This window comes from Nonomuraea sp. NPDC026600 (assembly GCF_040638335.1).
Taxonomy (GTDB): domain Bacteria; phylum Actinomycetota; class Actinomycetes; order Streptosporangiales; family Streptosporangiaceae; genus Nonomuraea.
This window is the reverse complement of the sequence record NZ_JBEZYD010000055.1, coordinates 22,784-43,127: the sequence shown is the minus strand read 5'-3', so window position 1 is coordinate 43,127 and position 20,344 is coordinate 22,784. Positions and strand designations below refer to the sequence as shown.

Genomic DNA, 20,344 nt, shown 5'->3' with positions numbered 1-20,344 from the left:
TGCCCAGGATGCGCCGCCAAGCGCCGGCGCATCCTGGACGCACGGTCACCGGGAACCCTCGCTCGTGGCGCCCGTCGCGCTGTGTGAGGGGTCCTGTCACACCCCCGAACAGCGTTCCCCGGCACAGCTCGCCTTCCCGCGCGGCGGGCGGCGACGGCACAGTGGACGCCACAACGGCAAGGACCAGGGGGAGGCCCTCGTGCGAGCAACCTTGATGTACGGCGCCGGCGACGTGCGCGTGGAGAACGTGCCCGACCCGGTGCTGCGGGAACCGGCCGACGCCGTGGTGCGGGTGCTGCGCTCGTGCGTCTGCGGCAGCGATTTGTGGCCGTACGGCGCGATGCCGGCCGCGGAGCAGGGCCGCCGCATGGGGCACGGCGTCGGGGCGACCGGTTGCCTAATATCCGTTTAACGGAGTATGTTGATCGCCGTTGCCGAGAAGGTAATGGAAGTCAGGGCTCGGCCTGCCAAAGGCTGCCGGCTTTCCTCGCTCTTGTCGCGGCCATTGTGCCGCGCGGGTCGCGCATGTGCGCGTCCGCCTGATCTGGAGATTTCATGCGTCGTGTCACGTGGTTGCTTTCGCTTGCCCTCCTGTCGGGGTGCGCCGCCGAACCGGCCGCCGCTCCCGTTTCGCCGAAGAGGTCGGCGGATCCGCGGCCCAGGATGGAGCAGATCAAGGCCGACTGCATGAAGCAGCGCGGCTTCAAATACCTCGCTTACATCAAGCCGGCGAGGCCGGAGCCCGATCAGAGCACGTACGAGGCCATGAAGACCTACCGCCAGAAGTACGGTTTCGGGGTTTTCGCCCAGTACGTCTACCCGCAGGATCCTTTGAGCGGCAGCATCGAAACTGCCCGGAAGGAGGTCGCCGATGACCCGAACATGGCACTCGTCGGCAAGCTGAACGACTCTCAGCTCGATTTCTACAACAAGGCGAAGAATAACTGCGCTGTCAAGGCCACCAAGGAGGTCCTCCACAAGGAGGTGGACTCGGTAATGGACGGACTCAACCTCATGAGAGATGCCAAGGAGGAGTTGGAGGCCGCCGAGATCGATGGCGATCCCGAGCTGATCTCCCTCGCCTCCGGCTTGGCCGACTGCCTCGTCGGCAAGGGGCGGCGGGTGCCCTCGACCAAGCCGATGGCGCTGGCCGAGAGAGGGTTTACCGCTTTCTGGGACCTGACAGATACGTTGCGCGACAAGAAGTCCGAAGGTCAGCCGCTGGAAATCACTCCGGCGCAGGCCAGGCCGTACCTGGATCGGGAGGTCAAGGAGGCGCTGGAGGACCTGGAGTGCGGCAAGGGCTTCTACACCCGCTACGCCCCGAAGCACGCCTCGATCGAAGCCCGGGTGTGGGGAGAATACGGTCCGTTGCTCGGACGCTGATTCGGACGAAGGCACCCCCTTTTGTGCTCACCGTAGAGCTGCGGCTACGTTTACGGAAACGTCTCACTTCTACGTATCAGTAGCGCTCCACAACGTCACGCCTTCACGGGCCGCCTCCCCGCCGTACTTCGGCTGGGGTCCGTTGGGGGGTGATCGTTGGGGTCCTTGGTGAGAGGGCGGCGATCGCTCATCGCGAGGCGAGCGCGGCGAAGGTTTCGTCCAGGAGGTCGACCAGGTCCAGCTCGCCCTCGGAGGCGGTCCAGTGGTCGAGGGCGACGTTCAGGCAGTCGAGCGCGGCGGCGGCCCGTACGGACTGGGCCAGGGTCACGGGCCGCGGTGAGTCGCCGCGTGCGGCGAGGGCCTGGGCCAGGGCGGGGCACCAGCCGTGCTGCTTCTCCAACTGGCGCGAGCACAGGGCGGGGGTGCCCCGGACGAGGTGGGTAAGCGCCAGCGCGCCGCCTCGGTCCTGGTGGTAGTGCTCGATGACCGTGTCGAGCGCGCGCCGCAGCGCCGTCCAGTCGTCCTCGTCGGCGGGGCGGGCACGCAGCGCGTCGGCGACCCGTTCGGCCTGGGCGTCGAAAGCGCCGAGGACGGCTTCCTCCTTGCTGCCGAAGTAACGCAGGAACGTGCTGCGCGACACCCCGGCGGCCGCGGCCAGGTCGTTCACGGTGACCCGGTCGAAGCCCTCGCGGCGGAACAGGTCGAAGGCCACCTGGGCCAGCTCGACCCGGACGGCGGCCCGTGCGATGTCTCTCGTGCTCGTACGCGCTGCTCCGCTCATCCCGCGATTCTACCTCTCACCTGACCCCGGATCGCAGTAGTGAAGCACAGGCGCTAGTCTGACACTGAGTTCCACAATCGACCCTTCGGCTCATGAACTGGAGACCCGACACCATGACCCAGACTCTCGGCCTCATCGGCAGCGGCATGATCGGCGGCGCGCTGGCCCGCCTCGCCGTCGCCGCCGGCCTGAACGTCGTCCTGAGCAACTCCCGCGGCCCCGAGACCCTCGCCGAGCTGGTCGCCGAACTCGGCGAGCACGCCCGGGCGGCCACGGCGGCCGAAGCCGCGCAGGCGGGTGACCTGGTGGTGGCGACCGTCCCGCTGAAGGCCTACGACCGGCTGCCCGCCACGGTCCTGGCGGGCAAGACCGTCATCGACACGATGAACTACTACCCGGACCGCGACGGCCACCTCGCCGACCTGGACGCCGGGACACTGACCTCCAGTGCCCTGGTGCAGCGGCATCTGGCCGGCTCCCACGTGGTCAAGGCGTTCAACAACATCGACTTCCACCGCCTGTTCACCCTCGCCCGCCCCGCCGGCGCCTCCGACCGTGCCGCCCTGCCCATCGCCGGCGACGATGAGGCCGCCAAGGCGCGGGTGGCGCGGCTGCTGGACGCCCTCGGCTACGACGCGGTGGACATCGGCGCGCTCGCCGAAAGCTGGCGCAGCGAACCCGGTACGCCGGTCTACGTCGAGCCGTACTTCCCGGCTCGACGGCCCGAGGGGACGAGCCAGGAAGAGGCGTTCCGCTGGTTCCTGGACACCCCGGGCGTCCCGGTGCCCGCCGATCGGGTCAAGGAGCTGGCCGACACGGCCGTCCGCGCCTGATCAGCGGATGATCTACCCACTGAACTGACGGTCGGCATGCTGTTCAGGTTTGCGCGATACGGCCGGCGTGACAGGGCCGCAGCGGCTGGTCGCGGCCCTGCTGGGGTTCGCTCGCATCGCGCCTCGCCCCGTCGTGAGGTGGCCTTCGACATCACCGGCAGGGGTGACAACTGTTACGATTCACCCCGGAGCTGGACGGGACGCCTGGGGGGTTGATGGCAGCCAGGCCGCGCCGGATCACCTCGATCGATGTGGCCCGGGAGGCCGGGGTCTCGCAGACCACGGTCAGTTACGTGCTCAACAACGTGCCGCACCAGAAGATCTCCGAGGAGACGCGGCGCCGGATCTTCGCGGCGGTCGACAAGCTCGACTACGCCCCCTCCGCCGCCGCGCGCACCCTGCGCCGGGGTCGCAGTGACCTCGTGCTGGTCGTCCTGTCCGACGTACCGCTCGGCGCCACGCTGGCCCAGATCGTCGAGCACCTCACCGACGACCTCGAACGGCACGGCCTGACCGCGATCACCCGCCGCGAACGCCGGCTGCCCGTGACGGCGCTGGCCCGCGAGCTCGAACCGATGGCCATCGTCTCGTTCACCCCCATCTCCGCGGAGGATCAGGCGAGCCTGCGGGCGGCCGGTATCCGGGTCGTCAGTACCCGGCTCGACGGTGGCGGGGAGAACATCCTGACCGTCCCCCAGACCGAGATCGGCCGCCTGCAGGCCGGACACCTGGCCGCCACCGGCCGCCGTCGCCTCGGCTACGCGGCGCCGGACGACCCACGCGTACGCGAGTTCTACGACCTGCGGCTCGACGGCGTCCGCCAAGCCTGTGCCGAGCTGGGGCTGGAGCCGCCGGACGTACGAGACGTCCCGCTCGACACGGCCACGGCCGCCGGGGTGGCGCGGGCCTGGCACGCCGCGGGCGTCGACGGCGTCTGCGCCTACAACGACGAGACCGCGTTCGCGCTGCTGGCCGGGATGCGGTCCGCGGGCCTGACCGCTCCCGGCGACCTCGCGGTGATCGGCGTGGACGACATCCCGCTGGCGCCCTTCGCCGTGCCGCCCCTGACCACGGTCAACCAGCACACCCAGACCGTGGCCGGGCACCTGACGGAGATGATCCTGCGGGCGGACGGCGCGCGCTCGCCGCAGTCCCCGCGGACCGAGACCGCGAGCCTGGTGATCCGCGAGTCCGCCTGACCCGGGTGCGGCTCGGGGCACCGAACGGTAGCCGTTGTGGACGGTGCGCTCAGGCTGCCGCGGCTTGGAGCGCGGCCAGGAGTCTGGCGAGAGGGAGGTGGGCCGCCGACGTCTCCCGAACGGCCGCCTGAATCGTCCGTACGGGCTGCGGCCCGCGCACCCGGCGAACCACGACGCCGGAATGGCGGTTGGCCAGCCCCATCCTCGGGATCAGGCAGACCCCCAGGCCGGCGGCGACGAAACCCTGTGCCGTGAGGTAATCGTCGCTTTCGACGACGACCTGCGGGGCGAAGCCGGCCGCCGCGCAGCCGGCCAGCAGGACGTCCAGGCAGGGCCCGGGCGACTCGCTACCCACCCACGACTCGCCCGCCAACTCGCCCAGCTCTATGATCTGCCTGCCCGCCAGCCGGTGTCCTCTGGGCAGGACGGCGCGGTACGGGTCGTCGAGCAGGTGGACCAGGCGGATGCCCGCGTGGACGCGGTCGCGGGGAGCGACCACGATGGCCAGGTCGGCCTCGCCCCCCGCCACCTCCGGCAGCGGGTCGCCGGGGTCGGTCACCCGCAGATCGACCCGTACACCAGGGTGTTCCCGGCGGAAGCGGGCCAAGGCGGGCGCCATCAAGGTCGCGCCCGCGGTGGCGAAGTAGCGGATCGCCAGCCGTCCCGTCCGCCCGGCCCGCAGGTCGGCCAGCGTCGCCTCGGCCTCCGCCAGTTGCCGGCCGATGACGGCGGCGTGCTCGCTGAGCAGCCGCCCGGCCGCCGTGGGCCGGACACCGCGGCCGGCGCGCTCCAGCAACACCATTCCTGCCTCCTTCTCCAGCACGGCCACCTGCTGGCTGACCGCGGAGGGGGTGTAGCCCAGGTTGGCGGCCGCCGCGGTGACCGATCCGCTGGTGACGACCTCGCGCAGGAGTTGCATCCGTCGCACATCAAGCATGTAGCCAAGCTTAAAGGTTCGCCACAAAGCTTCACTTGTCCTGCGAGGTCATCTTCAGGCAGCCTTCCTCGTGGAAAGGGGGCGAACAGTGACCAGGGGATCGTCGGCGCGGATGGCCGTACTCGCATTGCTGTGGGGATCGGCCTTCCTGTGGATCAAGCTCGCGCTGGACAACGGGCTGACCCCGGCGCAGATCACCGTCATCCGCGCCGCGCTCGGCGCGGCCGTCCTGCTCGGCCTGGCCTGCCTGGCCCGGCAGCGCCTGCCACGCGACCGCACGACCTGGGGACACCTCGTCGTGGCCGCCTTCTTCTGCAACGCACTGCCGTTCTTCCTGTACGCCGTCGGAGAGCAGAGCGTCGACTCGGGAGTGGCCGGGGTGCTGAACGCGACCACCCCGTTGTGGTCCCTGCTGATCGGCCTGATCATCGGCACCGAGCGCGGGCTCCACCGGCTGCGGCTGGCCGGGCTGCTGATCGGGTTCGCCGGCACGTTGCTGATCTTCGCGCCCTGGCACGAGAGCGGCCTGCTGAGCTGGGGAGCACTCGCCCTGCTCGGGGCGTCGGCCAGTTACGCCGTCGCGTTCGCGTACATGGGTCGCAAACTGACCGGGCAGGGCACCGAACCGCTCGCCCTGTCCGCGGCCCAGCTCATCACCGCGACCGGGCTGAGCGCCCTGGCTCTGCCCGCGACCGACATGGCCCCGACGAGTCCCAACTCGACCGCGGTGTTCGCCGTCGTCGTGCTCGGCATCTTCAGCACCGGGATCACCTTCTACCTCAGCTACCGGCTCGTCGCCGACGAAGGCGCCACCAGCGCGGCCACGGTCGGCTACCTCCTGCCGATCGTCTCCATCGCGCTGGGGACGATCGTCCTGGACGAAAGACTCGACCTCCGCGTCCTGACCGGAATGCTGGTCGTCCTGGCCGGTGTGGGCCTGGTCCAGAGACACAAACGCCCCACCGTCGCAGAGGACGTACCAGTCAAGTGATCACGAGCTCCCCGTGGCGGATGCCCGACTTCCGCATCCTGTTCACCGCGACGGCGCTCAGCCAGCTCGCCACCAACATCGGCTACGTCGCCATCCCGCTCATCGCCGTGACCGCCCTCCACGCGGGACCCGGCCAGGCGGGGGCACTGGCCGCGTCGAGCACCGCCGCCTTCCTCCTCATCGGCCTACCGGCGGGGGCGTGGGTGGACAGGATGCGCCACCGCCGCGTGCTGATCCTGGCCGACCTGGCCCGGGCCGGGCTGCTCGCCTCCATCCCCCTCGCCTGGTGGCTGGACGCTCTCACGTTCGGGCAGCTGTACGCCGTCGTCCTGCTGACCGGCTGCGCCACCGTCTTCTTCGACGTCGGCTCCCAGAGCGTGCTGCCGCAACTGGTCGGCCGGGACGGCCTCGTGCAGGCCAATGCCGCCGTGATGACCCTGATCGCGGCCGGCAACGTGGCCGGGCGGGGCGCGGGCGGTGGGCTCGTCCAACTGCTCACCGCGCCCGTGGCAGTGGCGTGCGCGGCGGCCGGCTACCTGGCGTCGGCCCTGCGGCTCTCCGCCATACGCCGCACCGCGGGCGCGCCCGCCGCCGAACGGCCCACCCGGCTGGGCCCCCAGATCGCGGAAGGACTGCGGCACGTCCTCGGCAACGCCGAACTACGCGCCCTGGCTCTCACCGGGACCCTGACCAACCTCGGCTCGCAGATCGTCAACACGGTGCTGCCCATCCTGTTCGTCAACGAGCTAGGACTTACGCCGGGTGCGCTCGGGCTGTTCTGGGCGGCTGGCGGAGCCGGTCTGCTGCTCGGCGCCCGGTGCGCGCGCCCCATCGCCGCGCGTCTCGGCCACGGCCGCACGCTCGGTCTGGCCGGCCTGCTGCTGGCGCCGGCGGGGCTGCTGGTGCCGCTCATCGACCGCGGCCCATGGCTGTGGCTGGCCGGGGCCGGCTGGCTGCTGGCCATGACCAAGACGGGCATGGACAACGTCCTCGGTGTCAGCATGCGTCAGCGGATGACGCCCGACGGCCTGCTCGGCCGCATGAATGCCACCTTCCGCTTCCTGCTCACCGGCGCGCTGGCGGTCGGCGCCGCGGTGGCGGGCCTGATCGGTGAACTGAGCACCGTGCGCGTCACCCTCTGGGTGGGTGGGGTGTTACTGGCGATCGCCTTCCTGCCCGTTTTCTTCTCCCCGCTCCGCGCCCGCCGCGAACTGCCGGCCGGGATCCCGGCCGCGAGCAGCTGATCGCGCGTGAGTAGCGGCGTGGACCCGCTGGGCGCCGGTTGGGGGGCCGCGGCGGTCGCGGTGTAAATCGTTTCAATGGCCTCTTGCGCTCGCCTCAGGGCGGCGACTACGTTTGCGGAAACGTCTTACTTCTACGTATAAGTGATGAAATGAAAGACGTCCGCAACGTCGTGGTCGGTGCTTTCGCGTAGTCCTCCGAGCTCAGGGAACCCCTCATGAACCTGGAAAGCCTTGTCGCCGCGCTCTCCCTGGAGCAGAAGGTGAGGCTGCTCACCGGCGCCGATTTCTGGTCGCTCCACCCCGAACCGGCCGTGGGTCTGCGCCGGTTGGTCGTCTCGGACGGACCGGCCGGCGTCCGTGGCGAGATCTGGGACGAGCGCGACACCTCCGTCAACGTGCCCTCGCCCACCGCGCTCGCCGCCACCTGGGACGAGGCCCGTGTCGAGGCGATCGGCCGCCTGCTGGCGGCCGAGGCGCGGCGCAAGGGCGTGGACGTCCTGCTCGCCCCCACGGTCAACCTGCACAGGTCCCCGTACGGCGGGCGCCACTTCGAGTGCTTCAGCGAGGACCCGCTGCTGACCGCCAGGATCGGCGTCGCGTACGTGCGGGGCGTGCAGAGCGGGGGAGTGGGCGCGACGGTCAAGCACTTCGTCGCCAACGACTCCGAGACCCAGCGGATGACTCTCGACGCCCGGGTGGACGAACGGACGCTCCGCGAGCTCTATCTGGCCCCCTTCGAGGCCATTGTCCAGGAGGGCGAGGTGTGGGCGGTGATGGCCGCCTACAACGGGGTGAACGGCGCGACCATGACCGAGAACCCACTGCTGCGTGACGTCCTGCGCGACGAGTGGGGGTTCGACGGGGTCGTGATGTCCGACTGGTTCGCCACCGGTTCCACGGAGGCGGCCGCCAACGCCGCGCTCGACCTGGTGATGCCCGGGCCGTCGGGTCCATGGGGTGAGGCGCTGGTGGCGTCGGTGCGGGCGGGCGCGGTGCCGGAGGCGGCGGTTGACGAAAAGGTGCGGCGAATCCTCCGCCTGGCCGCCCGCGTCGGCGCCCTGGACGACACCCCCGACCCTGCCACCACCACCGGCAGCGGTCCCGCCGCGCTCGATTCCGCCCAGGTCACCGGCTTCGCGGGGGCTCCAAGAGGCGGGGAAGCGTACACGGAAGAGCGGGTCGCGGCGGAGGTGCGCGCGGCTGCGGCGGCCGGGTTCGTGCTGGTCCGTAACGAGGGCGGGGTACTGCCGCTCGACCCCGCCGGGTCGCGGCGGGTGGCCGTCCTGGGGCCCAACGCGGAGGTGGCCAGGACCCTCGGGGGTGGGAGCGCCACCGTGTTCCCGCCGTACACGGTCTCCCCGCTGGACGGTCTGCGGGCCGCGGCCGGTGACGGCGTCGAGGTGACACACGCCATCGGCGTCGTCGCGCACACCCGCACGCCGATCGCGCGGCCTCCCTGGCTCGCCCTGCCCGATGGATCGGGCGGTGGCACCGACGGGCCGGGCCACTGCGCTGAGGTGCGCTACCTCGACGGCGACGGGTCCGTGCTCGCCGTGGAGCCGCGCGACGGAGGCGCGTTCAACTGGGTGATGGGCTCCTTCCCCGAGGCCGTCGCGCGCGAGCGGCTCGCCGCGATCGAGGTCCGCGCCCTGATCAGGGCCACGGAAGCGGGTACGTACCTGGTCGGCTCCTCGGGGCTCGGCCGTCACCGGCTCATCGTCGCGGGGCGAGAGGTCTACGACGTCGTGCTCACGCTGCCGCCGGGCGCCGACATCGTCGAGGGCATGCTGACGCCGCCGCAGCGGACCCACCCCGTACGGCTGGCGGCGGGCGAGAGCGTCGAGGTCACGCTCGTGCACGACCTCGTCCGTGAGGAAGGCCTGCTGCCCGGCCCCACCCTTCAGCTCAACCTGGAGCCGCCGCACGGCACGGACGAGGAGGAGATCGAGCGGGCCGTCGCGCTGGCCCGCGATGCCGACGTCGCCGTGGTGGTCGTGGGCACCAACGAGGAGGTCGAGAGCGAGGGGTTCGACCGGACGAGCCTGGCCCTGCCGGGACGGCAGGACGAGCTCGTCCGCCGCGTCGCCGCCGCGAACCCGCGCACCATCGTCGTGGTCAACTCCGGCGCCCCCGTCCTACTGCCCTGGCACGACGAGGTGGCCGCGGTCCTGCTCACCTGGTTCCCGGGGCAGGAGTACGGCAACGCGCTGGCCGACGTGCTGTTCGGAGGAGTGGAGCCCGGCGGGCGGCTGCCCACCTCGTGGCCGCTCCGGGAGGGGGACCACGCCGCCACGCAGCCGGTCGACGGCGTGCTCGCCTACGACGAGGGGCCGGCGATCGGCTACCGCGGCGAGGTCGAGGCCCTCTACCCCTTCGGTCATGGCCTCGGCTACACGACCTGGGAGTACGGCCCCGCGAAGGTTCGCCAAGACGGTGCGACGGCCGAGGTCACCGTCCTGGTGCGGAACACCGGTGACCGGCCCGGACGCGAGGTCGTGCAGGTGTACGCGAGCCGCCCCCACAGTGCCGTCGAGCGTTCGCCGCGCTGGCTGGCCGGGTTCGCCACGGTCGACGCCGCGTCGGGCGAGGAGGTCGCGGTGACGGTGACCGTCCGGCGGCGGGCCGTCGAGCACTGGGACGTCGCGGCGGGCGGCTGGGCCGTCGAGCCGGGCACCTTCCGGCTGGAGGTCGGCTCCTCCTCGGACGCGAAGACCCTCTCCGAGGCGCCGGGCCTCATTTTCGAGCCTCGGCGATCGTGATCAGGAAGAGGTCGTCGGAGCGGTCAGGCCGACCAGATCGGCGCTCACCTGCCAGAGCCGTGCCGCGGCCGCCTCGTCGTAGCTGCGCTGGGAGGATCTCTTGGGCTTGCCGTTGGCGAAGTAGCGGCCCGTCACCTGCTCGAGCTCGGGAGCGGACGCCACGTGGATCGACGTGGCGGCGCCCCGGGCCGGGGTTTTCATGAAGGGCCGGATGAACGGGACGACCAGTCGCTGGAAGAGGGCGGGATCCTCGGCTCCCCAAGAGGTGTTCACCATGCCGGGATGCAGCGCGTTGGCGGTGACGGAGGTGGCCCGCAGTCGCCTGGCCAGTTCGTAGCTGAACAGGACGTTGGCGAGCTTGGATTGGTTGTAGGCGGTTCCGCCGGAGTAGGACTGTTCGCCCTGGAGGTCGGCGAAGTCGATTCGTCCCAGAGACTGCACGTTGGAGGCGACCGTGACCACGCGGGCGGGGGCGCTCCGCTTCAGCCGGTCGAGGAGCAGGTTGGTGAGCAGGAACGGCGCGAGATGGTTGACGGCGAAGGTGTGTTCGAGCCCGTCGGCGGTGACGTGCCGGGTGTGCCAGTAGCCTCCGGCGTTGTTGATCAGCACATCGATCCGGGAAAGGCTCTGGAGTAACTCCGCGGCCAGCCGCCGCACCTCCGACTGGGCGGACAGGTCCGCGACGAACGCGTCCACCTGCCCGCCGCCGGCCGCGCGGATTTCGCGAGCCGCGCCCTCGGTGCGCCCGCGGTCCCGGCCCACGATGGCCAGCCGCGCGCCCATCGTGGCCAGACCCAGGGCGGTCGCCTTGCCGATGCCTCCGGTGGCGCCGGTGACCAGCACGGTCCTGCCCGCCATCGGCCCGCTGTGGATCTGTTCCATGTTCGTGCCTTTCTCCTGATCGCCACCGCTCTCGTACTTAGTATGAACGCTACAGTACTAAGTACGAAAATGCTATCGATCGGGAGCGAAATGCCGCTCGCGGGCCGGAGCGACGAGGCATTCCAACTGGCCCGACGCGCTCACGCCACCGGCTGAGTGCGGGCGGCGTGGGAGGTGGCCACCTCGACGAGGCGCGGCGCGAGAGCGGCCGCCTGGGCGCGGATCTCCGGTACGGCGGTCGTCTCGTACAGAGTCCCCCGCAGCAGGGGGCCCAAGGCGAAGAGGCGTCCGCTCGGCTGCCCGGCCACGTCCAGCACCGCGCCGTCCGGAGTGGCGTCGAGGCCGAGCCGGAGCGGGTCGGGCCGGGCCGTCCCGGCGGTGATGAGGTTCGCGAGGAACGGATCGGTGGTGACGTCAGCGCTGGGCCCCGTGGCATTGACCAGCCAGCCGACATCGAGGTCGGTCATGGTGCCGTCCAGATCGGCACGGACGCGCAGGCCATCGGCGGCGGGCTTGGCTTCGACCAGGCTGCCACGCAGCAGCCGCAGCCGGCCGCGGGCGCGCAGGTCGGCGATGGCGGCAGCGGAGGCGGGCGGGATGCGATGCCGGTGAATCTCCCAGTAGCGCGCCACCCGCCGCAGGGTCACGCTGAGGGCCACGTCCACCATGGTCAGCCCGGTGCCGAGCACCAGCACGGCTGCGCCGTCGCCGATGCCGGTCAGCGCGCCGCCCGCCCATGGGTCGGTGACGTAGCGAGGGTGCGCGGTCAGGCCGGGCACGGGTGCCGGGCTCCGGTTGCCGAGGGCCAGGACGACCGCGTCGGCGTCGACGCGCCGGCCGTCCGCCAGCCGTACAGCGTGATCGTTGTCCAAGGCGACGGCCGTGGCGGTGACGCGGTGGAGCGGGCGGGCGGGCGGATCCTCCGCGGCGGTGAGCACCTCGCGCAGGTAGCGGCCGTAGAGGGCTCGTGGCAGATAGCCGGAGCCGTTCACGTCCACGCCCGCATTGCGGGCCCAGGTCAGCAGATGATCCGGCTCGCCGTCGAAGGCGCTCATTCTGTCGGCGCGGGTGTTGAGCAGGTGATGCGGGTCGGTGGTGGCGTATGCCTGGCCGAGGGCGTGCCGGCCGTGCTGGTCGAGCAGGGTGACGGCCATCGGCGTCCCAGAGGTGCGGGCGAGTCGCAGGAGGTGGATCGCGGTCAGAGCGCCGCTCGCGCCGCCTCCGACGACCGCGACCGATGGTGTACGCATAAGCCTACTATACCTACAGGATATACAGGATATATGGCGGAGACGCGGATCAGCCGGACGGCTCTGTAGCGGTGGGGTCAGAGGCGTCGACCCAGGTGAGCACGGTGAACGGCACGTCGCTTGAGGGATGGTGGACGCGCCGGGAGGTGATCCGGTACGCGATGCTCAGGCAGGGCGGCCCGACGGGTACCGGCACGATGCCGATGTCCTGGTGGATGCGGGTGAGCATGCCGTCGCAGGGTCCCCCGACGCAGATGGCGTTCGGCCTGGGTTTCATCCCGGGCCGAACCTTAAGGCGGGCGCCTTGTCTGTCACCTGGCAGTCCTCCGGAACCGTGGCTAGTCTCTTTGAGACTACTCAGTGCCTGCTGATCTTCGCCGTCGGCCCTATCCTGGGTATGTGGACTCTCGTGGGTTGTCGCTCACCGAATGGGTCGTGCTCGCGCTGGTCGCAGAGGGATCCACACACGGCTTCGCCGTCTCCCGGCTCACCGCGCCCACCGGCCCTGTCGGCACGATCTGGCAGGTGCCGCGGCCTCGTGTCTATCGCGCGCTCGACCGGCTCGCCGAGCTGTCGCTGATCGAGCCGTCAGGGACGGAGCCGGGCCGGGGCGGCCCGCAACGTACATTGTTCACCGTCACCGCATCGGGGCGATCCGCCGTGGACGAGTGGCTGATGCGGCCTGTGGAGCGCATCCGCGATATCCGCACCGAGTTCCTGGTCAAGCTCGCCCTGCTCGAACGGATCACGACGGACTCACGGCCGCTGCTGGAAGCGCAGGCGGAGCGGATCAAGCCGATCATCGCCGGCCTGCGCGAGCAACGTGACCAGGCACGCGGGTTCGAGCACGCCGTGGCCTCCTGGAGATATGAGACGGCCGAAGCGGCCCTGCGCCTGATGCGGACGGCCGGACGGTGAGCGGGGGCCGCCGTGAGGCGATGGGACGGCGGATGCGCGCGAGCAACCCGAGTTCCTGGGCTATCGGGCACCTGTGAAGGCGTTGATGCCGCGCAGGGTCATGCGCTCCGTACGGTGTGATCGGCCGCGTACACCCAGGCGCGCAGACCTGATGCCAGCGGGACGAGGGCGCGCTGGTAGTCGTCGACCTCGTAGTCGTCGGCTGCGGCGAGCTCGTCGGTGCTGAGGTGAAGCGCGGTGCCCTCGATGATGTCGGCGGGATCGCCGGTGGCGCGCAGGATCGGGTGATGCGTGGCACCGCTGACCGCGATGACCCGCGGGTCGGTGATCTCCACGGTGGACAGCCGATAGCCGGGCAACTCATCGGGAGTGCCCGTGACCTCACGGCCGAACAGCGACAGTTGCACGTCCCGCTGGCGCAGCGTGCCGTAGGAGAACAGGACGACAGGATGATCCACCATGTGACCATCATTCCAGAGCCGTGATCACCGGCGTTCCCGCCCTGCCGAGTGGTTCGCCGCCTGACCGGTCGCGAAGAGACGCAGGGGTGGACGCGGCCGGCGTTTGACCGGTAGCGCCCACCCCTTTTCCCGGTCCGCGTTTCCCAAAACAGCCCGGGAGTTCATCGGCTACAACTGGGTGCAGACCGCCTTCACCTCGGTGTAGGCCGCCAGCACCTCGTGGCCCATCTCCCGGCCCCACCCGGACTGTTTGTAGCCGCCGAAGGGCAGGGCCGCGTCGAAGACGTTGTAGCAGTTGATCCAGACGGTGCCGGCGCGGATCTTGCCGGCCAGCGCGTGCGCCTTGGAGATGTCGCGGGTCCAGATGCCGGCGCCGAGCCCGTAGGTGGTGTCGTTGGCCTCGGCGGCGATCTCGTCCAGGTCGGAGAAGGGCGAGGCGACCACCACCGGTCCGAAGATCTCCTCGCGGACGACCTTCATCCGCGGGTGGGCGCCGATGAGCACGGTGGGCTGGACGAAGAAGCCCTGCTGCCCGTGCCGACCGCCGCCGACCACGGTGTGGGCTCCCTCATCACGTCCGGAGTCCAGGTAGCCGGTCACCCGGCGCAGCTGCTCGTCGGAGACCAGTGGCCCCATCTGTGTGTCGGGTTCCAGCCCGGAGCCGAGCTTGATGCCGCGGGCGATGTCGGCGACCCCTTCGACCACCTGGTCGAACCGGTTCTCGTGGACGAACAGCCGCGATCCGGCCACGCAGCACTGGCCGTGGTTGAAGAAGATGGCGTTGGCCGCGCCCTGGATGGCGAGGTCGGGATCGGCGTCGTCGAAGACGATGTTGGGGCTCTTGCCGCCGAGCTCCAGGCTGACCTTCTTCAGATTGCCCGTGGCGGCGTGCACGATCAGCTTGCCGACCTCGGTGGAGCCGGTGAAGGCCACCTTGTCCACGCCGTCGTGGGCGGCCAGCGCGGCCCCGGCCGTCTCGCCGTACCCGGGCAGGACGTTGACCACGCCGTCGGGCACCCCGGCCTCGGCGATCAGCTCGGCCAGCCGCAACGCCGACAGCGGTGTCTGCTCGGCCGGCTTGAGGATCACGGTGTTGCCGGTGGCCAGCGCCGGGCCGAGCTTCCAGGCGGCCATCAGCAGGGGGAAGTTCCACGGGATGATCTGGGCGATCACCCCGATCGGCTCGCGCAGGGTGTAGGCGTGGAAGGCCGCCCCCGGCAGGTACGGCACCGACAGCGAGATCGTGTTGCCCTCGATCTTGGTCGCCCACCCGGCCATGTAGTGGAACAGGTCCGCGGCCAGCGGCACGTCGGCCACCCGGGCGACCGCCAGCGGCTTGCCGTTGTCCAGCGATTCGAGCTGGGCCAGTTCCTCGAGGTGTTCCAGGATCAGGTCGCCGATCCGCCAGATGATCCGGCCCCGCTCTGAGGCCGTCATGCGCGACCACGGGCCCTCGAACGCCTGGCGGGCGGCGCGTACCGCCCGGTCGACGTCCTCGGCATCGGCTTCGGCCACCTGGGCCAGCATCTGACCGGTGGCGGGGTTGGGGGTGGCGAAGGTCTTGCCGGAGGCGGCGTCGACCCATCTGCCATCGATGAAGAGCTGGCGCGGCGTCGAGATGAAGTCCTCGACGCTCTTTTCCAAGGTAACCGTCATCGGCGTCGGCTTCCTGTCGTCCGAGGCGCGTCGGTCCGTACGTGGTGTTCGGGGCGTCCGGACGGCGCAGTAGTACCAATGAGACTACGTACCGCGCGAGAAGACAAGAGCCGCATAATCATACGCAGTACGCATCAACCCATCCTCCTGGCATATGCCATAGACAAGAGGACAAAGGCTTGCAGATGAGCGGTACGGCCGCCCGGCTCGCCCCGCGTCTCAGTCCTTCACCGCCAGGATCAGGTCGGAGGCCTTGACCACCACGATCGCCTCGCTGCCCGCCGAGAGGCCCAATTCCCGCGCGGCCTCCACGGTGATCGAGGCCACCAGTCGCACCCCGTTCGCGTCCAGCTCCACATTGGCCGTCGCCTCACCATGAGTGATGGCGGTGACCCGCGCCGGAATCTTGTTACGCGCGCTCAACCGCATGACACTCTCCCTTGATCGACATCATTCCTCGCCTGCTCTCCTTCCCTCCCTTCGTGCGAATCACGGTCATGGCGAAACCGGCCTCTTCCCATGAGTGGCCTCTTGGGCGGTCTTACCGCGCGCTGATCACTCCGCTCGTCCACGCCTCGCCATCCATGCGGACACGATGCCGAGGACCCGGGTGGTCTGGGGCGCTGGGCATGGACAGGGCGTGCGCGATGACATCCGCACCGTGGGGACCGGCTGCTGACCTCGTCCGTACGACCTGGCGTCTCTAGTACACGTCGCGGACGTAGCGCTTGTCGGCGGCGAGCTTCTTGACGTACGCGGCGGCGTCGTCCTCGGTCAGTCCGCCATGGGCGGCGGCGATCTCACGCAGGGTGTGGTCGACGTCCTTGGCCATCCGGCCGGCGTCTCCGCAGACGTAGAAATGGGCCCCGTCCTGAAGCCAGGACCAGAGCCGGGCACCATGTTCGCGCATCCGGTCCTGGACGTAGACCTTGGCGCGCTGGTCACGGGAGAAGGCTAGATCCAGCCGGGACAGGGTGCCCTCTTGCTGGAATCCGGCGAGTTCGTCCTGGTAGTAGAAGTCGGTGGCGCGGTGCTGCTCGCCGAAGAACAGCCAGTTGCGTCCGTGATCACCACGGGTACGGCGTTCGTCGAGGAAGCCGAGGAAGGGCGCGATGCCCGTGCCGGGGCCGACCATCACCATCGGTGCGGCGGGGTCGGCGGGGGGCCGGAAATGGGGTGAATGCTGGACGAACACCGGCACGAAGCTGTCGACCGGGGCGTCGGCGAGGTGGGCCGAACAGGCGCCGTTGCGTCGGCTGCCGTGCTGGTTGTCGAATCGGATCACCGACACCGTCAGACGGATCTCGCGAGGGCTGGTGAGCGGGCTGGAGGAGATCGAGTAGAGGCGGGGCTGCAGGCGCTTGAGGATGTCGGCCCATTCCTGGGCGGTGCCGCGGACGGGGAACTCGGCGATGACGTCGATGGCCTGCCGTCCCCAGATCCACTGCGCCAGTTCGTTCTTGTTGTCCGGGCGCAGGAGTTTCTTGAGATGACGGTCCTGGGTGCGCTCGGCGACGAACCGCAGCAGATCAGGGGTGATTCTGGTGATGTCCCGTTGGTGGTGCAGGGCCTCGCCGAGCGGCATCGGGCCGTCGGCGGCGGTGACGGCGGCGGCCGGGTCCAGGCCGGTGACGGCCAGCCACTCCGCGACGAGGTCGGGGTGGTTGACCGGCCAGACGCCCAGCGCGTCACCGGCCTCGTACGGCAGGGTGGCGTCGCCGGTGTCGAAGACGAACTGCCGTACCTCCTTGGCCGCTCCGGGCAGGCTGAGGAGCCGGTTGCCCGACAGCCGCGCGGTGAGCGGCGCGTTCTTGCTGTACCGGGCCGGGCCCGCCGCGCCGCCCGGGACGGTCACGGTCCCGGCGGAGACAGGGCTCCCGGCGGTGGCAGGGCTCCCGGTCATGTCCCCGGCCGTGCCCGCGATGGTGTCCGCGCCGGTCGGCGCCGGGGGTGTGGCAAGTGCCCGGAGTACCTGGTCGAGCCACTGCCGGGCGGGTTGCTCGTCGTCCGGTTCGCAGTCCACGCGAGGGACCAGGCGTACGGCGCCGAGTTCTCCCATGCGCTGGTCGAGACGGCGGCCGTGCGCGCAGAAGTCGTCGTAGCTGGAGTCGCCGAAGGCCAGGACCGAGTAGCGGATGCCGTCCAGGCGGGGTGCTTCGGGTGCGGTGAGTGACTCCCAGAAGACCGTGCCGTTGTCGGGGGCGTCGCCGTCACCGAAGGTGCTGGTGATGATGAGCAGGTCCGCGCCGTGCGGGAGGGCGGCCGGTGTGCACTCGGCCATGCTGAGGATGGTCGGGGCCCGTTCGGTCTCGCTCAGGTGGCGGGCGGTGGCGAGGGCGAAGTCTTCGGCGTTGCCGGTCTGGGAGGCCCACAGGACGACCAGTTCGCGTTCTTCGCGGTCGGGGGCCCGCCGCGCCCGCGCCGGGTCGGAGGTCCCGGCCCGGCCCGCCGGTGTCCGGGAGAACATCCCGGCCAGGGTGCCGTTGATCCACAACGCGTGGTCCGGGGCGAAGGGTGCGAACTCCGGCAGCACCGGCACGGTGGCGCCGTCGGACGGTGGCGCCGCGCCGAGCCCGGCCAGGAAGCCGGCCAGGTAACGGCGCTCGTGGTCGGCGAGCACGGGCGGGGAGGCGTCCGCGAGTCCGAGCAGCCGGGCCAGGTCCGCCACGGCGCCGCCGCCCGGCGGGGTATCGGCCCACGGCGTGGCGGGGCGTTCGGCCAGGTCGTCGCTGCCGCCTGTGGTGCTGGGCGCGGCCGCGACCCGGGTGAGGGAGACCGCGCACACCTTGAACTCGGGCTGGAAGGAGATGGGGTCGACCGCGTCGTTGGTCACGGCGTTGATGCTGAGGTACTCGCCGAACAGGTCGTTCCAGTGGAAGGGCGCGAAGCAGTCACCGGGCCGCACCCGGTCGGTGACGACGGCCGGAAGCACTGCCTGCCCGCGCCGGGAGGCGACCCGCACCGCGTCGCCTTCGCCGATGCCGAGGGTGCCGGCGTCGCGCGGATGGATCTCCACGAAGGGCCCGGGGTTGAGCTTGTTGAGCTTGGCGACCTTGCCGGTCTTGGTCATGGTGTGCCACTGGTGCTGGAGCCGGCCGGTGTTCAGGACGAAGGGGAAGTCGTCGTCGGGCAGCTCCGCCGCCGGCAGATGCGGGCGGGGGAAGAACACCGCCCGGCCGCTCGCGGTCGGGAAGGACAGCCGGGGCGGGCTACCACCCGGGCCCTCGGCGAGGTCCTGGCTGACGCCGTCGTTGAGGTAGCGGATCGGGTTGCGGTCGCCGCCATCGGCGGAGGCGCTGGGCCACTGCACCGGCGTGGCACGCAGCCGGTCGTAGGTCACGCCGCGCAGGTCGTAGCCGGTCTTCGGGTTCCAGGCCCGCTTGATCTCCTCGAAGATCTCCTCGGCGCTGCCGTAGTCGAAGGCGTCGGCGAAGCCCATCTCGCAGGCGACGCGGGCGATGATCTGCCAGTCCGGCAGGGCCTGGCCGGGTGGGTCCACGGCCGGTCGCAGCAGGGTCAGGTTGCGCTCCGAATTGATCATCACTCCTTCGCCCTCGGCCCACAGGGCGGCGGGGAGCACCACGTCGGCGTAGGCGTTGGTCTCGGTCTCGGCGAAGGCGTCCTGGGTGACGACGAACTCGGCGGCCTCCAGCCCTTGGATGACGCTCTTGCGGTTGGCGACCGACGCGACCGGGTTGGTGCAGATGATCCAGCACGCCTTGATCTCGCCGTCGGCCATACGGGAGAACATCTCGATGGTGCCCTTGCCGACGTCGGTGCGCAGCGTCCCCGGCGCGATCCCCCACAGGTTCTCGACGAAGCGGCGATCCTCTTCCACCAGCACCGAGCGCTGCCCAGGCAGGCCCGGGCCCATGTAGCCCATCTCGCGCCCGCCCATGGCGTTGGGCTGGCCGGTGAGAGAGAACGGGCCGCTGCCCGGGCGGCAGATCGCGCCGGTGGCCAGGTGCAGGTTGCACAGCGCGTTGGTGTTCCAGGTGCCGTGCGTGCTCTGGTTCAGACCCATCGTCCAGCAGCTCATCCACTCGCCGGCCGCGCCGATCAGCTGGGCGGCGCGGCGGATGTCGGCTTCCGGGACGCCGGTGATCTCGGCGACCTTCGCGGGCGGGTAGTCCCGCAGGAACGGTGGCATCGCCTCCCAGCCCTCGGTGAACTCCGCGATGAAGTCCTCGTCGACGTGCCCGTTCTCGACCAGCAGGTGCAGCAGCCCGTTGAGCAGGGCCAGGTCGGTGCCCGGCCTGATCTGCAGGTGGAGGCCGGCTTTGGCGGCGGTGGCGGTACGCCGGGGATCGACCACGATGAGCGTGGCGCCCGCCTTCACCCGCTCCATCAGCCGCAGGAACAGGATCGGGTGGCAGTCGGCCATGTTGGCGCCGATGACGAAGAAGACGTCCGCGTGCTCGAAGTCCTCATACGAACCGGGCGGGCCGTCCGAGCCCAGCGACAGCTTGTACCCGGTGCCCGCGCTGGCCATGCACAGCCGGGAGTTGGACTCGATCTGGTTGGTCCGCACGAACCCCTTGGCCAGCTTGTTGGCCAGGTATTGTGCCTCCAGCGTCATCTGGCCCGACACGTAGAAGGCCAGAGCGTCCGGGCCGTGCTCGTCCAGGATCCCGCGCAGCCGCCGCGCGGTCGCCGTGATCGCGGCGTCCATGTCGGCGGGCGCGGGTACGGCTCCGCGATCCGCCCGCGCCAGAGCAGTGGTCAGCCGGCCCGGGGCGGCGAGCAGGTCGGCGCTGGTCGCGCCCTTCGTGCACAGTCGGCCGAAATTGGCGGGGTGGGACTTGTCGCCGGAGGCCTTGACGACCCTGCGCCGCCCGGCCGCGTCCTGAGCGACCTCGAGCACCATCCCACAGCCGACACCGCAGTAGGAACAGACCGTCTTCACGGTCGAGATGGCGCTACGCGGGTCGGTCGCCGTCACCTGATCCCCTTCTGGTCACCGCCCCGGGCGGCGGTGGGCACCTCACGCACCGCACCCTAAGAAGGCCCTGTTACGCGGTTGTCACAACCGCCTCCCTCGCGTGGT

The 20,344-nt window shown here is 70.5% G+C and carries 16 protein-coding genes and 1 pseudogene; 8 read left to right on the top strand and 9 right to left on the bottom strand.

Going from position 1 to position 20,344, the window contains the following annotated elements; genetic code table 11:
• Positions 1 to 199: 199 nt before the first annotated feature.
• Positions 200 to 376: pseudogene (locus tag AB0F17_RS60440) on the top strand (IMP dehydrogenase); the annotation flags it as partial.
• 179 nt (positions 377 to 555) lie between these two features.
• Complete coding sequence (locus AB0F17_RS60435; RefSeq protein WP_358044691.1) at positions 556 to 1,386, top strand: hypothetical protein; 831 nt, start codon at positions 556 to 558, stop codon at positions 1,384 to 1,386.
• A 187-nt stretch (positions 1,387 to 1,573) separates the two neighbouring features.
• Here AB0F17_RS60435 and AB0F17_RS60430 read toward each other — a convergent pair whose 3' ends face one another.
• Positions 1,574 to 2,167, bottom strand: a complete 594-nt coding sequence (locus tag AB0F17_RS60430) for a TetR family transcriptional regulator (RefSeq protein WP_358044688.1) — start codon at positions 2,165 to 2,167, stop codon at positions 1,574 to 1,576.
• Between the two features lie 92 nt (positions 2,168 to 2,259).
• On the opposite strand from AB0F17_RS60430, the gene AB0F17_RS60425 reads away from it, so the two are divergent.
• Both AB0F17_RS60425 and AB0F17_RS60420 read left to right on the top strand, forming a co-directional pair.
• Positions 2,260 to 3,000: an NAD(P)-binding domain-containing protein gene (locus tag AB0F17_RS60425; RefSeq protein ID WP_358044685.1), complete on the top strand. Its 741-nt coding sequence runs from the start codon at positions 2,260 to 2,262 to the stop codon at positions 2,998 to 3,000.
• 215 nt (positions 3,001 to 3,215) lie between these two features.
• A complete protein-coding gene (locus AB0F17_RS60420; protein WP_358044682.1) occupies positions 3,216 to 4,199 on the top strand; it encodes a LacI family DNA-binding transcriptional regulator in 984 nt (327 codons plus the stop codon).
• A 49-nt stretch (positions 4,200 to 4,248) separates the two neighbouring features.
• Here the strand turns inward: AB0F17_RS60420 and AB0F17_RS60415 are convergent, their stop codons facing one another.
• Positions 4,249 to 5,136, bottom strand: a complete 888-nt coding sequence (locus AB0F17_RS60415) for a LysR substrate-binding domain-containing protein (protein ID WP_358044679.1) — start codon at positions 5,134 to 5,136, stop codon at positions 4,249 to 4,251.
• An 88-nt stretch (positions 5,137 to 5,224) separates the two neighbouring features.
• Here AB0F17_RS60415 and AB0F17_RS60410 point away from each other — a divergent pair, with 88 nt between their 5' ends.
• The 3 genes from AB0F17_RS60410 (at position 5,225) to AB0F17_RS60400 (ending at position 10,130) form a co-directional block, all read left to right on the top strand.
• The gene (locus AB0F17_RS60410; protein ID WP_358044676.1) at positions 5,225 to 6,127 is read left to right on the top strand and encodes a DMT family transporter; all 903 of its coding nucleotides are present in this window, start codon (positions 5,225 to 5,227) and stop codon (positions 6,125 to 6,127) included.
• Complete coding sequence (locus tag AB0F17_RS60405; protein ID WP_358044674.1) at positions 6,124 to 7,371, top strand: MFS transporter; 1,248 nt, start codon at positions 6,124 to 6,126, stop codon at positions 7,369 to 7,371. Before AB0F17_RS60410 ends, AB0F17_RS60405 begins: the two co-directional genes overlap by 4 nt.
• 215 nt (positions 7,372 to 7,586) lie before the next feature.
• Positions 7,587 to 10,130 carry a glycoside hydrolase family 3 C-terminal domain-containing protein gene (locus AB0F17_RS60400; protein WP_358044671.1) on the top strand — a complete coding sequence of 848 codons (2,544 nt, stop codon included), beginning with the start codon at positions 7,587 to 7,589 and terminating at the stop codon, positions 10,128 to 10,130.
• Here the strand turns inward: AB0F17_RS60400 and AB0F17_RS60395 are convergent, their stop codons facing one another.
• The 3 genes from AB0F17_RS60395 to AB0F17_RS60385 all read right to left on the bottom strand — a co-directional run bounded on the left by AB0F17_RS60395 (position 10,131) and on the right by AB0F17_RS60385 (position 12,539).
• Positions 10,131 to 11,012, bottom strand: a complete 882-nt coding sequence (locus tag AB0F17_RS60395) for an SDR family oxidoreductase (protein WP_358044668.1) — start codon at positions 11,010 to 11,012, stop codon at positions 10,131 to 10,133.
• A gap of 140 nt (positions 11,013 to 11,152) precedes the next feature.
• Positions 11,153 to 12,262: an FAD/NAD(P)-binding protein gene (locus tag AB0F17_RS60390; RefSeq protein ID WP_358044666.1), complete on the bottom strand. Its 1,110-nt coding sequence runs from the start codon at positions 12,260 to 12,262 to the stop codon at positions 11,153 to 11,155.
• A gap of 49 nt (positions 12,263 to 12,311) precedes the next feature.
• Entirely contained in the window at positions 12,312 to 12,539 is a 228-nt protein-coding gene (locus AB0F17_RS60385; RefSeq protein WP_358044663.1) for a hypothetical protein, read from the bottom strand.
• Positions 12,540 to 12,661: 122 nt separating this feature from the next.
• Between AB0F17_RS60385 and AB0F17_RS60380 the strand changes: the two genes are divergently transcribed.
• Positions 12,662 to 13,180, top strand: a complete 519-nt coding sequence (locus AB0F17_RS60380) for a PadR family transcriptional regulator (protein ID WP_358044660.1) — start codon at positions 12,662 to 12,664, stop codon at positions 13,178 to 13,180.
• Positions 13,181 to 13,278: 98 nt separating this feature from the next.
• On the opposite strand, the gene AB0F17_RS60375 is transcribed toward AB0F17_RS60380, so the two are convergent.
• The 4 genes from AB0F17_RS60375 to AB0F17_RS60360 form a co-directional block, all read right to left on the bottom strand.
• Positions 13,279 to 13,641 (bottom strand): gamma-glutamylcyclotransferase family protein, encoded by a 363-nt coding sequence (locus tag AB0F17_RS60375; protein WP_358044657.1) that lies wholly within the window; start codon positions 13,639 to 13,641, stop codon positions 13,279 to 13,281.
• Between the two features lie 168 nt (positions 13,642 to 13,809).
• Positions 13,810 to 15,297, bottom strand: a complete 1,488-nt coding sequence (locus AB0F17_RS60370; RefSeq protein ID WP_358044655.1) for an aldehyde dehydrogenase family protein — start codon at positions 15,295 to 15,297, stop codon at positions 13,810 to 13,812.
• 219 nt (positions 15,298 to 15,516) lie between these two features.
• On the bottom strand, positions 15,517 to 15,726 hold the full coding sequence (locus AB0F17_RS60365) for a TOBE domain-containing protein (RefSeq protein WP_358044652.1): 210 nt from the start codon (positions 15,724 to 15,726) through the stop codon (positions 15,517 to 15,519).
• A gap of 274 nt (positions 15,727 to 16,000) precedes the next feature.
• On the bottom strand, positions 16,001 to 20,239 hold the full coding sequence (locus AB0F17_RS60360; protein WP_358044649.1) for a bifunctional nitrate reductase/sulfite reductase flavoprotein subunit alpha: 4,239 nt from the start codon (positions 20,237 to 20,239) through the stop codon (positions 16,001 to 16,003).
• Positions 20,240 to 20,344 lie beyond the last annotated feature (105 nt).

Coding starts and splice junctions, on each gene's coding strand:
- AB0F17_RS60435 (WP_358044691.1), top strand. CDS start 556: ATGCGTCGTGTCACGTGGTTGCTTTCGCTTGCCCTCCTGTCGGGGTGC.
- AB0F17_RS60430 (WP_358044688.1), bottom strand. CDS start 2,167: ATGAGCGGAGCAGCGCGTACGAGCACGAGAGACATCGCACGGGCCGCC.
- AB0F17_RS60425 (WP_358044685.1), top strand. CDS start 2,260: ATGAACTGGAGACCCGACACCATGACCCAGACTCTCGGCCTCATCGGC.
- AB0F17_RS60420 (WP_358044682.1), top strand. CDS start 3,216: ATGGCAGCCAGGCCGCGCCGGATCACCTCGATCGATGTGGCCCGGGAG.
- AB0F17_RS60415 (WP_358044679.1), bottom strand. CDS start 5,136: ATGCTTGATGTGCGACGGATGCAACTCCTGCGCGAGGTCGTCACCAGC.
- AB0F17_RS60400 (WP_358044671.1), top strand. CDS start 7,587: ATGAACCTGGAAAGCCTTGTCGCCGCGCTCTCCCTGGAGCAGAAGGTG.
- AB0F17_RS60395 (WP_358044668.1), bottom strand. CDS start 11,012: ATGGAACAGATCCACAGCGGGCCGATGGCGGGCAGGACCGTGCTGGTC.
- AB0F17_RS60390 (WP_358044666.1), bottom strand. CDS start 12,262: ATGCGTACACCATCGGTCGCGGTCGTCGGAGGCGGCGCGAGCGGCGCT.
- AB0F17_RS60385 (WP_358044663.1), bottom strand. CDS start 12,539: ATGAAACCCAGGCCGAACGCCATCTGCGTCGGGGGACCCTGCGACGGC.
- AB0F17_RS60375 (WP_358044657.1), bottom strand. CDS start 13,641: ATGGTGGATCATCCTGTCGTCCTGTTCTCCTACGGCACGCTGCGCCAG.
- AB0F17_RS60370 (WP_358044655.1), bottom strand. CDS start 15,297: ATGACGGTTACCTTGGAAAAGAGCGTCGAGGACTTCATCTCGACGCCG.
- AB0F17_RS60365 (WP_358044652.1), bottom strand. CDS start 15,726: ATGCGGTTGAGCGCGCGTAACAAGATTCCGGCGCGGGTCACCGCCATC.